Origin of the sequence: Aeromonas sp. INTO2, from assembly GCF_049860605.1 — a bacterium.
GTDB lineage: Bacteria > Pseudomonadota > Gammaproteobacteria > Enterobacterales > Aeromonadaceae > Aeromonas > Aeromonas caviae.
Genome location: NZ_CP187588.1, coordinates 355,468 through 369,279, shown reverse-complemented (window position 1 = coordinate 369,279; position 13,812 = coordinate 355,468). Strand labels below are relative to the sequence as shown.

Below are 13,812 nucleotides of genomic sequence, written 5' to 3'. Positions count from 1 at the left end.
CCCATGACCCGGCAACTGGCACGCCATATTGCCGCCCTGCGCCTGCCACACTCCTGCAGGCAGAGGGGGGATGCTGCATGACGGCTGCCGAACTTGCGCAACTGGCCCACGATATCAAGCTCTGGGCAAGGGAGCTAGGATTTGACCAGGTCGGCATCGCCGACACCGACCTCACTCTGGAAGAGCCAAGGTTGCAGGCCTGGCTGGATGCCGGTTATCACGGCACCATGGACTACATGGCGCGCCACGGCATGATGAGGGCCCGCCCCCACGAGCTGTTGCCGGGCACCTTGCGGGTCATCTCGGTGCGGATGAACTATCTGCCGTTCGAGGCGGGCTTTGCCGCCACCCTGCGCGATCCCACCCTCGGCTACATCAGCCGCTATGCCCTCGGCCGCGACTACCACAAGGTGCTGCGCAATCGGCTCAAACAGTTGGGGGAGCGCATCGAGCTGCGGTGCGAAACCCTGTTGCAGGCGGCGGGACAAACCCTGGGCGAGTGGCGCCCCTTCGTCGACTCGGCCCCTATTCTGGAAAGGCCGCTAGCGGCCAAGGCCGGCCTTGGCTGGGTGGGCAAGCACTCGCTGCTGCTCAACGAGTCCGCCGGTTCCTTCTTCTTTCTGGGAGAATTGCTCATCGCCCTGCCGCTGCCCGTGGATGCCCCGGTGGAGAAGGAGCTGTGTGGCAAGTGCGTGGCCTGCATCAACATCTGCCCCACCGGTGCCATCATCGCCCCCTATGTGGTGGACGGGCGGCGCTGCATCTCCTATCTCACCATCGAGAATGACGGCCCCATTCCCGAGGAGTTCAGGCCGCTCATGGGCAATCGCATCTATGGCTGTGACGACTGCCAGCTCATCTGCCCCTGGAACCGCTATGCCGATGCCAGCCCGGAGCCCGACTTCAGCCCGCGCCCCAATCTGCACCGCCCGCCCCTCTTGACCTTGTGGGGCTGGAGCGAGGCCGAATTTCTCAAGCACACTGAAGGCAGCCCCATCCGCCGCATCGGCTATCAGCGCTGGCGCCGCAACCTGGCGGTAGCCCTTGGCAACGGACCGGCCAGCAGCGAGGTCCTGGCCGCCCTGCAACAGGCGCTGCCTGAGGCGGCGCCCATGGTGGCCGAGCATATCGAGTGGGCGCTGGCGACCCTGGCCAGGCGTCAGCAGGAAGAGAATAAAAAGACGCGATTGCTGATCCGCTGCATCGAAAAAGGTCTGCCGGATCACGCATAAGTGATCTGGCCCTTGCCGGATCGCAGCCATTTTTTCATGCTCTGCCGACCATTGAACATCGGCACAATAAAAGGAAGATTCTGATGCAGATGCTGGGAGTAGATATTGGGGGGTCCGGGATCAAGGGCTGCCTGGTCGACACCGAAACCGGGGAGCTGATTGGCGAACGCCACCGCATCGCCACACCGCAACCGGCAACCCCGGCCGCCGTGGCACACACCCTCAAGGCGCTGGTCGAGCACTTCGAATGGAAGGGGCCCGTGGGGTGCGGTTTTCCCGCCACCATCCACAACGGCATCGCCAAGAATGCCTCCAACATCGACAAGAGCTGGATTGAGACCGATGCCGCCCACCTGTTTGCCGATGTGACCGGCCTGCCCTGCCATGTCCTGAACGACGCCGATGCGGCCGGTCTGGCGGAGATGCGCTTTGGCACCGGGCAGGATCGCCAGGGCGTTATCATTCTCATCACCGTCGGCACCGGCATCGGTACCGCCGTCTTCGTCAATGGCCAGTTGCTGCCCAATACCGAACTGGGTCACCTGATGCTGGAAGGCATGGTGGCCGAACACTATTGCTCCGATGCGGTGCGCAAGCGCGAGGATCTTTCCTGGGGCCGCTGGGGCAAACGTTTCAACAAATACCTGGCTCGCCTGGAGTTTCTGTTCTCCCCCGACCTCTTCATCCTGGGGGGCGGCAGCGCCGCCAAGCTCGACAAGTTCATCGACAAGATTGAGACCCGGGCTCCCCTGGTGGCGGCCGCGAACCTCAACCAGGCCGGCATCATAGGCGCCGCCCTCTATGGCGCGTCCCGGCAAGGGGGCTGACCGCCAGCAACATCAGAAGACCCGGCCCGTGCCGGGTCTCTCTCATCCGGGCTCAGAGATCGTCGAGGCGATGAGCACCGTGTACCAGACGGGTCAGGCGGGATTGGGCCATGGAGGCCAGGGCTTTCAGCAGCGCCGCCGTGTCGGGCGTGGGGCACTCCCGGGCCAGACGTTCCAGCTCGCCGATGAGCCTCTCCTCCTGGCGTGACACCAGGGCCACTATCTCCGCGGGCTGGGTTGTGGCGGGCAGCGCCAGACGATCCCCCTCGGCCAGCAGATCCTCGCCAAACCCCTGATCCAGCCAGGTCTCCTTCACCGCGCTGCCCATCTGCTCGCGATAATCGTGCAGATGGGCCGCCGCGGCATCCTCCCGCCCTTGCAGATAGGCCAGCAACATCCTGCTGCGCTCAGCATCCACCCGGGGGATCTGGCGCCCGTAAATGTGCCCTTGCCGATGATGAAGCTCTTCGAGATAGAGCATCAGGTCCTTGATCTGTTGGAATCGCATCTCGCCTCCCTCCTGGCATCTACCTGCAGCCAGTATAGGGAGCTGGCATGTCGACACGGCCACGAACTGGTCATTTATTGTTCTGCATCAAGGAGATGGAAAAGAAAGCAGAAAAAGAGATAGCAGGAGGAAGGGGAAACCGGCAGCGATGCTGCCCGGACAACCGGGCACCTTGCCCGAAGGGAGGCATCAAATCGACGACATAAAAGATATTTACCAGCTTATATTCGGACTGGAGTCATCAAATCGGAATCTAATATTGATACTGGTGGTGATACCTCCACACCATAGTCAAATGGCGGGAATCCTTATCCATTTTTTAGACGTCTAGACGTAAAAACATGCGTTGACACAGCCATCCGGACATCTTAGCATCATCCTCCATGATGACAGAGCTACCCAGTGAAACCTCTGCCCAATTTACCCGCCTGTAGCGCCCTGTGCTTTAAGGCTGTTAGCACGGAAAAATCCATGATTAAGTTGATCGGTCTCAACAAAGTCTACGGTAAAGGCAGTGATGCCGTGCACGCCCTGCGTGACGTGAGCCTGCATGTGCCCCAAGGCAAGATCTTCGGGGTGATCGGTGCCTCCGGTGCCGGCAAGAGTACCCTCATCCGCTGCGTCAACCTGCTGGAGCGCCCCACCGAGGGGCAGGTCATCGTCGATGGCCAGGACCTGGTCGCCCTGAGCGAGCGGGATCTGACTCAGGCTCGTCGCCAGATTGGCATGATCTTCCAGCACTTCAACCTGCTGGCCTCTCGCACCGTCTCCGCCAACATCGCCTTCCCGCTGGAGCTGGCGGGCTGGAGCAAAGACAAGATCCAGAGCCGGGTCAGCGAACTGCTGGCCCTGGTCGGGCTGGAAGCCCGTGCCCACGCTTATCCGTCCGAGCTCTCCGGCGGGCAGAAGCAGCGCGTCGCCATCGCCCGTGCCCTGGCACCGGCTCCCAAGGTCCTGCTGTGTGACGAGGCCACCTCGGCCCTCGACCCCCAGACCACCCGCTCGATCCTGACCCTGCTCAAGGAGATCAACGTCAAGCTGGGGCTCACCATACTGCTCATCACCCACGAAATGGACGTGGTGAAGGGGATCTGCGACGAAGTGGCCATCATCAGCGACGGCCGTCTCATCGAGCAGGGGGAAGTGGCCTGGTTCTTCAGCAATGCCAAGACCCAGCTGGCCCGGGATTTCATCCACTCCACCATCCACCTGGAAGTGCCCCAGGAGTATCAGGATCGGATGAGTAGCGACCGGGTGCCCGGCAGCTATCCCCTGGTGAAGCTCGGCTTTACCGGGACCACGGTGGATTCACCGCTGATTTCCGAGGCGAGCCGCCGTTTCAACATCGACATCAGCATCCTGAGCGCAGACATCGAATACGCCGGTGGCGTCAAGTTCGGCTTCCTGCTGGCGGAACTGTTCGGGGACGAGGCCCAGTGCGAGGCCACCCAGCAGTTCCTCATCGACAACCACATTCAGCTGGAGGTAATGGGTTATGTCCGAAGCAATGATTAATCTGCTGATTTCGGCTCTGGGCGACACCCTCATCATGGTGTTTGCCTCCGCCCTGTTCGGCTGCCTGCTCGGCCTGCCGCTCGGCGTGGCGCTGCACGTGACCAAGGCGGGCCAGATCCTGGCCAATCCTCTGCTCAACAAGGTCCTGGGCGTCATCGTCAACGTCGGCCGCTCGGTGCCCTTCATCATTCTGCTGGTCGCCATCATTCCGTTGACCCGCTTCATCGTCGGCACCAGCATCGGCACCATCGCCGCCATCGTGCCGCTGACCGTGGGCTGCATTCCCTTCATCGCCCGCCTGGTGGAAGGGGCCCTGATGGAGGTGCCTGACGGCCTGCTGGAAGCGGCCAAGGCCATGGGGGCCAAGCCCCTGCAAATCATCGCCAAGGTGCTGCTGCCCGAGGCCCTGCCGGGGATCCTCAACAGCATCATCATCACGCTCGTCACCCTGGTGAACTACTCCGCCATGGCAGGTGCCATCGGAGGCGGTGGTCTCGGTGATGTGGGTATTCGCTACGGCTACCAGCGTTTCGATCCCACCGTCATGCTGGTCACCGTGGTCATTCTGGTGGTGCTGGTTCAACTCATCCAGAGCGCGGGTGAGCGCCTGGTCAAACAATGTGATCATCGTTAATCGTCGATTTCTGACAGGAGGTTTTTATGAAATTGGGCATCAAATCCGCAGCCGCTGCGCTGCTGGCAACCCTGGTACTGGTCGGTTGCGGCCAGAAGGAAGAGAACAAGACCCTGAAGGTGGGCGCCATCGCCGGTCCCGAGACCGAGCTGGTTGAGACCGCGGCCAAGGTTGCCAAGGAAAAATACGGCCTGACCGTCGAAGTGGTCACCTTCTCCGACTACGTCACCCCGAACGTGGCCCTGAACGACGGCAGCGTCGACGTCAACGCCTTCCAGCACAAGCCCTACCTGGATGCCCAGATCCGTGATCGCGGCTTCAAGCTGGTGCCGGTCGGCAACACCTTCGTCTACCCGATCGCCGGTTACTCCAAGAAGGTCAAGGCCCTGTCCGAGCTGAAAGACGGTGCCCAGATCGCGGTGCCGAACGATCCGACCAACCTGGGTCGTTCCCTGATCCTGCTGGAGAAGCAGGGCCTGCTGAAGCTGAAAGAGGGTGCCGGTCTGGAAGCGACCGTGCTGGACATCGCCAGCAACCCGCGCAACTTCAAGATCGTCGAGCTGGAAGCCGCACAACTGCCGCGCTCCCTGGAAGACGTGGATCTGGCCATCATCAACAACACCTTCGCCGGTCAGATTGGTCTGACCCCGACCGAGAACGGCCTTTTTGTCGAAGACAAGGAGTCCCCCTACGTCAACCTGATCGTTGCTCGCGAGAACAACAAGGACGACGAGAAGGTCAAGGAGTTCGTCCAGTCCTTCCAGACCGACGAGGTCTTCAAGAAGGGGACCGAACTGTTCAAGGGCGGTCTGGTGAAAGGTTGGTAATCACTCACTCTGGAAAAAAGGCCACGTCAAGCGTGGCCTTTTTTTTTACCCCCGTTATGATAGCCGCAAGCACGGCAACACGAAAAACAGAACAACAATGAAGAAATGGTATCTGGCCTACTGCAAACCCAAGGAAGAGGCCCGCGCCCGCGCCCATCTGGCAGCCCAGGGCGTTGAATCCTATTACCCCATGGTCGAGATTGAAAAACTGCGGCGAGGCAAGCGCGTACCCCAGCGCGAGCCCATGTTCCCCAACTATCTCTTCATCTACGTGGATCTGGAAGAGGTCACCCCGGTCACCCTGAAATCGACCCGGGGCATCAGTCGCATCATCCACTTCGGCAAGGAGTGGACCCCCGTCAGCAGCCAGCTGATCTACCGGCTCATGAGCCGGGACGACAGCGACGAGGCGCGCGCCAGCTATGCCCGTCTGCCGACCCAGGGAGACAAGGTACTTATCGAATCCGGCCCCCTCGCCGGGTTTGAAGCCATCTATCTGGAGCCGGATGGCGAAAAGCGGGCCATCCTGCTGGTCAACCTGCTCAACCAGGAGACCTGCAGCAGCTTCGAAAACCAGGCCTTCCGCCGCCTGGAGTGACCCGTCCTGCCGGCAGAAAGAGCCACAGGGCAGTACACAAGACACCATTCCTCTGCTCCCGATCGGTCAGGACCGCACCTGCGTCGTGCATCCTTCCACCACCAGGTTGTCGGGCCGAAAAAAACGGGGCAGACCCAGAGGTCTGCCCCGTTTTTCTCTCCCTTGCGTCAGGCATCCAGTTCGAAGCGGCTGATGGCCGATGTCAGTCTCCCCGTCTCCCGGGTCAGGCGGGCGGCGATCTGCTCCCCCTGCTGGCCATGCTCGCTGGACTGATGGCTGAGCCCGGCAATCTCCTCCACCGTGCCCGCCACCTCCTGCGCCGCCCTTGACTGCTGCTCGGTGGCGGTGGCGATGGCGGCAAGCTGGCCGCTGAGATCCTGCACCAGCGTCGCCATCGACTCCAGGGTCTCGGTCACCGAGGCCACGGCGCCGCGCCCCTGCTCCACCAGCAGGGTGCCGCTGCCCACGGTATCCGCGGTCTCCCGGGTCTGCTGCTGGATGCTGGCAATGGTCTGGTTGATCTCCATGGTCGATGCGCTGGTGCGGCTGGCCAACTGCCTCACTTCATCGGCCACCACGGCAAATCCCCGTCCCTGCTCACCGGCCCGCGCCGCCTCGATGGCCGCATTGAGTGCCAGCAGATTGGTCTGCTCGGCGATGGTGGCGATCACTTCGGTGACCCTCCCCACCTGCTCGCTCTGGCTGCTGAGCTGCGTCATCGCCTGGTTTGCCTGGGCAATCATGGCACCAATCTGCGCCATGGTGGTCCCCATGCGGGCGAGGGCCTGCTCCCCCTCCCTTGCCTGTTGCTCGGTCTGGCGAGCCGCTCCCGCCGCGTCCGCAATGTTGCCCGCCACATCCCGGGTACTGACCGACATCTGCTCGATGGCGGCTGCCACCGCATCGAGCCGCTGATTCTGGCTTGCCAGATCATCCACGATGGCATTGGTGGTCTGGCCCACCTCGCGGCCAGCCCCCTCCACCTGACCGACCGCCCCCTGGATCTCCCCCACCAGCTCGCGCAACTGTGCCGACATCCGGTTGATGGAGCCCGTGAGCCCTCCCAGCTCATCCTGACGAAGCACGGGCAAGGGGGTGACGGGGAGGCGGCCATCGGCCACCAGGCCCGCCCGTTTCACCAGGCTGGCGATGTCCCGGGTCAGGCGCCGGCTGAACAGCAGGGCCACCAGGGTGCCCAGCAGGATGACACTGGTGGTGGCGAGCAGCAGGGTGCGGTGAATGGTCTGACTGGCGGCCGCCATCTCCCCAGCCATCTTGTCCACCTCGGCACGGGTATGGGTCACCTGGGTCGCCAGCTGATCCGCCAGCCGGGTCAGGGCGGGCTCTATCTCGGTGGCCATCAGGTGGTTGGCCCTGTCCCAGTCCGGGGCCTGGCGCTTCTCGATCACCTGGCCGACCAGCTCGGCAAAGGGGGCTGACATCTCTTCAAAGAGCGTCCAGAGCCCCTTTTGTGCCTCGGTGAAGTTGGCCTCTTGCTGTTTCAGCTCGGCCACCCGCTGCTGGTGAAACTGGTAGTAGTCCCGGTACTTGTCCAGGTACTCCTTCTCCCCCGAGATGAGGAAATCCCGCAGGGCGGAGAGCGCATTGCCCAGGCTGTTGTAGGCATCCCCCACCTGCTTGAGCAGCAGGCGCCTGTCACCGGGCAACGTCGCCTGGGGCGTCGCCACCTCTTCATTGGCAAAAGACTGCAACTGATCGAGGGCCGACTCCGCCAGGGGGCCGGCCTCCAGCAGCATCAGGGTGTGGGCGGGCAGGTTCTCTTCGGTGTGAGCCAGGGCCCACACCTGTGACTGTGCCCCCTTGAAATCCTTGAGTGCCCGGGTCAGGTCGGGGGTGAAACGCTGGCGCTCGATGGCGTGCCAGGCCTCTTCCCACTCCTGCTTGATGCGATCACCCTGTGCCGGATCCTTGCCGAGGATGAGATAGGCCCGCAGGGATGAAACGGTGGCAATCAGGGCTTTCTGGCTCGCCTCGTCCCGCTGCAGGGCGGGCAGGGCCTGGGCCAGCAAGGCATCTTGCGAGCCTTCGATCCGGCCGAGCTGATGATAGACAAGGGCGGAGGAGAGAATGATGAGCAGGTTGATAAAACAGAAGCTCAACAACAACTTGCTTGATATTTTCATGGCCATCCTTGGAATTCGTCGGGCATCCTGCCCGGGATTAGCGTCTGATGAGCGCGGGCAAACGAGCCTGCCAACCCTGATGCCATCCCAGCAGCTCCTCGCGGGGCATGGGACGGGCGGAGAAGAAGCCCTGGCATTGATCGCACCCCAGCTTCGCCAGCAATTGCCAGGTCGCCTCATCTTCGACCCCCTCGGCCACCGATTTCAAGCCCAACTTGCGAGCCAGCTCGATGCTGGACTCGATGATGGCTAGGCGAGAGGGATCTTCATAGCAGCGATCCACGAAGGATCTGTCCAGTTTCAACTCGGTAAAGGGGAGCAGGGCGAGCTGCTGCATGGAGGAGTAGCCGGTCCCGAAATCATCGATGGAGAGACCAAAACCGTGCATCCGCAAGCGGGTCAGCACCTCCAGCGACTTGCCGAGATCCTTGACGAAAGCGCTCTCGGTTACTTCGAGGGTGATGAGCTCGGGGTTGATGCTCCAGCGCTGGCAGTGGCTGAGCAGGGTGTTGCACAGATCCCCCTCAATGAGGGAAGTGGTGGACAGGTTCATCGACAGGTTCAGGGAGAGCCCTGTCTTCTCCCACAGGTGGCCGTCCCGCAGCGCCTTGCCGATGATCACCTCGGTGAGCGGGTCGATGAGCCCGTTGTGCTCCGCCAGCGGGATGAAACGGGCCGGCGAGATGAGGCCATATTCGGGGTGCTGCCAGCGGGCAAGCGCTTCCATGCCGAGCCACTCCCCGTTGTGAAAACCCACCTTGGGTTGATACCAGGGCAGCAACTGGTCCTGATCCAGCGCCCGGCGCAGCTCATCCAGGGTCAGGTGATAACCATCCTCTTCCTGGCTACGCACCTGCTGGGGCCGCCAGGCACCGATGAGCTGCGCGATCTGCTGGGGAGACGCGGGTTTCTCGATGCGCCCCAGCACCTGCAGGCCATAGGCCCGGCTCATGCGCAGCACGGCATCGACCACGTCATCCTCCAGGGCGCTGCACAGCACAATGCCGCCGCGGAACCCGCCAAGGGAGAGGCGGCGCAGCAGCGCCATGCCATCCATGCCGGGCATGCGCAGATCGCAGAACAGGATGTCGACCCTGTGGTGCTGGCACTGTGCCAGCGCCTCCTCCCCGTCCTGCGCCTCCAGCAGGTTGCCGTAGCCCAGTCCACGGATCTGGTGCATCAGGGCCTTGCGCTGGAAGTTGTGATCCTCCACCACCATGATCGCCAACTCATGCCGTGCGCTATTCATCGAGCCATAACCCCGTTTCACCTCTGATAGAGTCCATCAATGCCTGTACCGCCCTGGCCAGGTCATCGAGCTTGTCCAGTTGTTTCAATCTGGCCGCCGCCTCCAGCCGGGCCGCCTCCTCTGCCAATGCCTGCTGTCCTACCATGCGCGCGGCCCCCTTGATGCGATGTGCCGTCTCCACCAGCGCCTGGGTATCCTGGCTGGCCAGCGCCAGCCTCATGTCCTCGCCATCCTGCTCGTTGGCGTCCAGATATTCGCTGGCCATGCTGCGTGCCACCGCCTCATCCCCGAACAGGGTCAACCAGCTTATGCCTGGCAGCTGAACCCTGGCTTGCCGGGGCGCCTCCGAGGCGAGCTGCTCTTCCTGAGTCGGCAACCAGCGTCCCAGGGTCTGGCTCAGGGCATCCAGGCTGTAGGGCTTGAACAGCATGTCGTTCATGCCGGCATCACGCATCTGTTGGCTCGCCTCCTCAGAGGTATCGGCCGTCACCCCGATAATGGGAGCACTGTCCCCGGCATCCCGCAAGGCTCGCGTGAGGGCATAGCCATCCATCACCGGCATGTGGCAGTCGGTCAGCAGCAGGGCGAAGTCCTGCCCCTGCCAGGCGCGCAGCGCCTCCTCGCCATCTTCCACCACCTCGGACTCGAGCCCCAGGATAGCGAGCTGTCTCGTCAGCAATGCCCGGTTGACGGGGTGATCATCGGCCACCAGCACCCGCCCCTTGAGCTTCTCCCCCTCCATCCCCTTCGACTGGCTCGCCTGCTGGTTGAACAGTGACTGGCAGGTTTCCAGCAACAGATCGGGGTAGAGGGGCGATTGTCCCAGTCGCCACCAGGCGTCGCCCCCCATGCGCCCTCGCAGGGCCTCATGGGGAGAGAGTACTATGCCCTTGAGGTTCGAACGCTGCAAACAGGCCAGCCAGTCACTGCCAAGGGCCTGTTCCAGGTGATTCTCCTGCGCCAGCAGATGCCCCTCGAGGGGCTGCTGCCAATGGTGTGCCTCCATGCGTACCAGTCTGGCGCCCAGCCTGGCCATCACCGATTCCAGCCCCTCATCCTCCCCAAACCACCACCATACCTGACCGGTCAGGGGGGGCGCTTCCCACTGGCACTCGGCCAGGGGCAGCGTGAAGGTCACGCAGGTGCCCATTCCGGGGGTACTTTCCAGGGTCAGGCTCCCCCCCATTTTCTGGGTGAGTTGATGACAGATGGCAAGCCCAAGCCCGGTGCCGCCAAACCGGCGGTTGGTGTCGGACTCCACCTGCTTGAACGGGATGAAGAGGGTGCGCTGCTGCTCCAGGGCGATGCCTATCCCGGTATCCCGGATCCGGAAGGCCAGCCGGTCGTCTTCATAATCCACCTGGATGGCGATCGCCCCTGCCTCGGTGAACTTCACCGCGTTGTTCAACAGATTGGAGATCACCTGCCCCACCCTGATCCCGTCGATGCAGGCCAGATCCGGCACCGTATTCCCCCACCGCAGCGTCACAATGAGTCCCTTGCCATAGGCCAGGGCCGCATGTCCCCGGATGACATCGCAAATCACCGAGGTCAGGCGGCAGTGATGGGGATGCAGTTGCAACTGCCCGGCTTCCATCTTGGAGAAGTCCAGGATGTCGTTCACCAGATAGAGCAGGTGGTTGGTGGAGGTCGAGATATTGCGCAACATGTAGCGCTGATCGTCATCCAGCGGGCTCATTTGCAGCAGCTCCAGCATGCCGTGCATGCCGGAGATGGGAGTGCGAAGCTCATGACTCATGGTGGCGAGGAAGCGGCTGCGCGCCTGGGTCGCCTCCTCCGCCACCCGCCTGGCCTGGCGCAGCTCCAGCTCCTGGCGCTTGAGCTTGGTGATGTCCTGCACCACGCCGTTCAATATGACCCCTTCAAGCCCCTCCTGGTGAACGAAGTGACCACGGATCTGCAAATAGCCCGCCTCCCCCTGGCGCCGGATCTCCACCTCGAGATCCAGCGGCTGCATGCTCAGGGCATGACGATCCACCGTGGCCACGAAGTCCTGGTGCACCTTGCCTGTCAGCCCCAGGATGGAGGCACCGGTGACCGCCATGCCGACCAGGTCCTCTTCCACCCCCACCATCTCCCTGACCCCTTGCGAGGTGTAGAGGAAGTGCCCCTTGCCCGGCCCAAGCCAGTGATACTGATAGACCAGACCCGGCATGCTGTCGGTGATCTGGGTCAGCCGGGTCTGCGCCTCCTGGGCCGCAAACCGCGCCTGCTCCAGCTCGGTCACGTCGGTCAGCACTGTCAGGATCCCGAGCCGCTTGTCATCGGGCCCCGCAAAGAGCCGCTTGGTGTAGATCATCTGGTGCAGGCGGTCGTCATCAAACCGGATCTCGCCCCGGCCATGAAGCTCCTCTCCGCTCTCCCAGACGCTGGCATCCTCCTCCATCACCCTGGCGCGGATCGACTCGGGCAATCGATCCTGGAGCAACCGCTCATAGGAGCCCGTCAGGTTCTCCCCGCCGAGAAACATCTGCCGGTACGCCCGGTTCGTCATTGCCACTTCATAGCGCTCGTTGGTCAGCACCACCTGGTTGGGCAGGGCATCCAGCATCATCTGGACAAACACCAGCTGCTCCTCGAGCCGCCGCTCGGCCTCCCGCCGCTGGCTGATCTGGCGGCGCAACGTCCGGTTCCAGCCCATGAACAGCAAGAGGCAGAGCAGGAAAATGCCGCCGCCAAGGGAGGACCAGAGCAGCACCGTCTTCGGATCCAGTCCCGTCTGTATGGTCAGGGAGAGCCACTTTTTCTCCAGGGCGGAGAGCTCGTCGGGGGGAATGGCGATCAGTACCTTGGTGAGGATCTGCTGCAGCATGGGGTCCTGCAACTGGGTCGCCATGGCGATGGGTACCCGCAGGTCGCTGCCGGAGAAGACCACCTGGTAGCGGTCGCTGAATCCCTTTTGCAGCGACTGCTCCAGGGTGGTGGTGCTCATCAGCACATAGTCGACCTTCTGCTGGTCCAGCAGGGGCAGCAATTCGGCATCGCTGGCCACCGGCACGGCGATGGCCCCCACCTCGCTCAGCAAGACCTGCTCCACCGAGCCCCCCACCATGCCCACCCTGTGCCCTTTCAGTGCCCTGGCGGCGGTGAGCTCGGCCATCCCCTGCCTCGCCACGACCACCCGGTTGATCGACGCGTAGTTGGGGGTAAACCGGGCAAACTGCTGACGCTCCGCGGTGGGAGTCATGGCCGGGATGAGATCCAGCTTGCGATCCTGGAAGAGCGCTATGCTTTGGGCCCAGCTCCGGGTCGGCACCAGGGTGAACTGGAGCCCGGCACGCTGGCTCATCAGTGTCAGCAGATCGGCAATGAGCCCCTTGAGCCGCCCCCTGTCGTCCACCTCGCTCATCCCGGGCCAATCCGGGGCAACCCCGTAGCGGATGACCGGATGTGCTTGCAACCACGCCTGCTCCTGCGGATTGAAGACGATCTCCCTGCTCCTTTTCACCAGGGCATAGTCGAGGATGTCCCCCGCCTCCAGAATGGCGCGACGCTCCAAGGGAGAGATATCCTCGAGGGCCCGCTCCAGCAGTCCCTGCAAGACATCATTCCCGGGCGCCACGGCCATGGCGAGGGAGGTATCCCTCATCCAGTCGATCCTGGCCAGCGCCATGCCCGCCATGGCTTGCAGCCTGTTCAGCATGGGCAGCTCGGCCAGATAGGCATCCGCCTTGCCCTCCTTGAGCATGAAGATCGCCTCGTCACGGCTGTCGGCCGTGATCAGATTCGAGATCCCCAGGCGCAGCAGCTCATCGCAGGCGCTGACACCGAAGACGCAGACCCAGCGCACCCCATAGGCTTCCTCCAGGGAGAGGCTCTCGCGTCCCCCCGTCAACAGCACGGCCCGGGGCAGTGCCATCAGCTCGGAGGTAAATTGCATCTGCAGGGTGCGAGTCGGGCTCGGAGCCACCCCGATCAACATGTCGACCTTGCCATCCAGCAAGGCCTGCTGGACCGCCGCATTGTTGGCATAGGCACGGTAGCGAAGGCTCACTCCCAGCCTGGCTGCAATCTGGGAGGCGAACTCATCCAGGGGGCCGGTGAAATTGCCGCGCCCATCGGTATAGACATAGGGTGGCCAGGCCGCCGAAGGCATGCCGACAACCAGTTCATCATGGGTGGCAAGCCAGTGCAGTTCGTCCAGGGTGAAGTTGCTCTGGTCCAGTTGCGCCGGCGCAGCCGCAACCATCAGGCTCCAGAAAGCCAGACCACATAGCAGGATGAGACGACAGCAGCGGCGGAACATTATCAACTCCC

The 13,812-nt window shown here is 62.9% G+C and carries 10 protein-coding genes; 6 read left to right on the top strand and 4 right to left on the bottom strand.

All coding sequences use genetic code 11. The annotated features are described in order from the left end of the window. The first annotated feature begins 77 nt into the window (after positions 1 to 77). On the top strand, positions 78 to 1,232 hold the full coding sequence (gene queG, locus ACPW74_RS01845; RefSeq protein ID WP_201996015.1) for a tRNA epoxyqueuosine(34) reductase QueG: 1,155 nt from the start codon (positions 78 to 80) through the stop codon (positions 1,230 to 1,232). Between the two features lie 83 nt (positions 1,233 to 1,315). Further along, complete coding sequence (gene ppgK, locus ACPW74_RS01840) at positions 1,316 to 2,059, top strand: polyphosphate--glucose phosphotransferase (RefSeq protein ID WP_202041142.1); 744 nt, start codon at positions 1,316 to 1,318, stop codon at positions 2,057 to 2,059. Between the two features lie 52 nt (positions 2,060 to 2,111). Here ppgK and ACPW74_RS01835 read toward each other — a convergent pair whose 3' ends face one another. Next, a complete protein-coding gene (locus tag ACPW74_RS01835; RefSeq protein WP_010673186.1) occupies positions 2,112 to 2,567 on the bottom strand; it encodes a hypothetical protein in 456 nt (151 codons plus the stop codon). A gap of 471 nt (positions 2,568 to 3,038) precedes the next feature. Between ACPW74_RS01835 and metN the strand changes: the two genes are divergently transcribed. The 4 genes from metN (at position 3,039) to rfaH (ending at position 6,141) form a co-directional block, all read left to right on the top strand. Continuing rightward, a complete protein-coding gene (gene metN, locus ACPW74_RS01830) occupies positions 3,039 to 4,082 on the top strand; it encodes a methionine ABC transporter ATP-binding protein MetN (protein ID WP_039040957.1) in 1,044 nt (347 codons plus the stop codon). After that, entirely contained in the window at positions 4,063 to 4,716 is a 654-nt protein-coding gene (locus ACPW74_RS01825) for a methionine ABC transporter permease (protein WP_134997942.1), read from the top strand. The genes metN and ACPW74_RS01825 overlap by 20 nt, the downstream gene beginning before the upstream one ends. A 26-nt stretch (positions 4,717 to 4,742) precedes the next feature. Beyond that, a complete protein-coding gene (metQ, locus tag ACPW74_RS01820; protein WP_010673183.1) occupies positions 4,743 to 5,543 on the top strand; it encodes a methionine ABC transporter substrate-binding lipoprotein MetQ in 801 nt (266 codons plus the stop codon). A 97-nt stretch (positions 5,544 to 5,640) separates the two neighbouring features. Further along, on the top strand, positions 5,641 to 6,141 hold the full coding sequence (rfaH, locus tag ACPW74_RS01815; protein ID WP_010673182.1) for a transcription/translation regulatory transformer protein RfaH: 501 nt from the start codon (positions 5,641 to 5,643) through the stop codon (positions 6,139 to 6,141). A gap of 167 nt (positions 6,142 to 6,308) precedes the next feature. Here rfaH and ACPW74_RS01810 read toward each other — a convergent pair whose 3' ends face one another. The 3 genes from ACPW74_RS01810 to ACPW74_RS01800 are packed head-to-tail and all read right to left on the bottom strand — an operon-like array spanning position 6,309 to position 13,801. Next, complete coding sequence (locus ACPW74_RS01810) at positions 6,309 to 8,285, bottom strand: methyl-accepting chemotaxis protein (RefSeq protein ID WP_043152548.1); 1,977 nt, start codon at positions 8,283 to 8,285, stop codon at positions 6,309 to 6,311. A 37-nt stretch (positions 8,286 to 8,322) separates the two neighbouring features. Continuing rightward, entirely contained in the window at positions 8,323 to 9,534 is a 1,212-nt protein-coding gene (locus ACPW74_RS01805) for an EAL domain-containing response regulator (RefSeq protein ID WP_029313841.1), read from the bottom strand. After that, positions 9,527 to 13,801, bottom strand: a complete 4,275-nt coding sequence (locus tag ACPW74_RS01800; RefSeq protein ID WP_279981825.1) for a transporter substrate-binding domain-containing protein — start codon at positions 13,799 to 13,801, stop codon at positions 9,527 to 9,529. The genes ACPW74_RS01805 and ACPW74_RS01800 overlap by 8 nt, the downstream gene beginning before the upstream one ends. Between the last annotated feature and the right edge of the window lie 11 nt (positions 13,802 to 13,812).

What these genes read in the sequence shown, in the direction of transcription:
- queG (WP_201996015.1), top strand. Translation starts at nt 78, where the DNA reads ATGACGGCTGCCGAACTTGCGCAACTGGCCCACGATATCAAGCTCTGG.
- ppgK (WP_202041142.1), top strand. Translation starts at nt 1,316, where the DNA reads ATGCAGATGCTGGGAGTAGATATTGGGGGGTCCGGGATCAAGGGCTGC.
- ACPW74_RS01835 (WP_010673186.1), bottom strand. Translation starts at nt 2,567, where the DNA reads ATGCGATTCCAACAGATCAAGGACCTGATGCTCTATCTCGAAGAGCTT.
- metN (WP_039040957.1), top strand. Translation starts at nt 3,039, where the DNA reads ATGATTAAGTTGATCGGTCTCAACAAAGTCTACGGTAAAGGCAGTGAT.
- ACPW74_RS01825 (WP_134997942.1), top strand. Translation starts at nt 4,063, where the DNA reads ATGTCCGAAGCAATGATTAATCTGCTGATTTCGGCTCTGGGCGACACC.
- metQ (WP_010673183.1), top strand. Translation starts at nt 4,743, where the DNA reads ATGAAATTGGGCATCAAATCCGCAGCCGCTGCGCTGCTGGCAACCCTG.
- rfaH (WP_010673182.1), top strand. Translation starts at nt 5,641, where the DNA reads ATGAAGAAATGGTATCTGGCCTACTGCAAACCCAAGGAAGAGGCCCGC.
- ACPW74_RS01810 (WP_043152548.1), bottom strand. Translation starts at nt 8,285, where the DNA reads ATGAAAATATCAAGCAAGTTGTTGTTGAGCTTCTGTTTTATCAACCTG.
- ACPW74_RS01805 (WP_029313841.1), bottom strand. Translation starts at nt 9,534, where the DNA reads ATGAATAGCGCACGGCATGAGTTGGCGATCATGGTGGTGGAGGATCAC.
- ACPW74_RS01800 (WP_279981825.1), bottom strand. Translation starts at nt 13,801, where the DNA reads ATGTTCCGCCGCTGCTGTCGTCTCATCCTGCTATGTGGTCTGGCTTTC.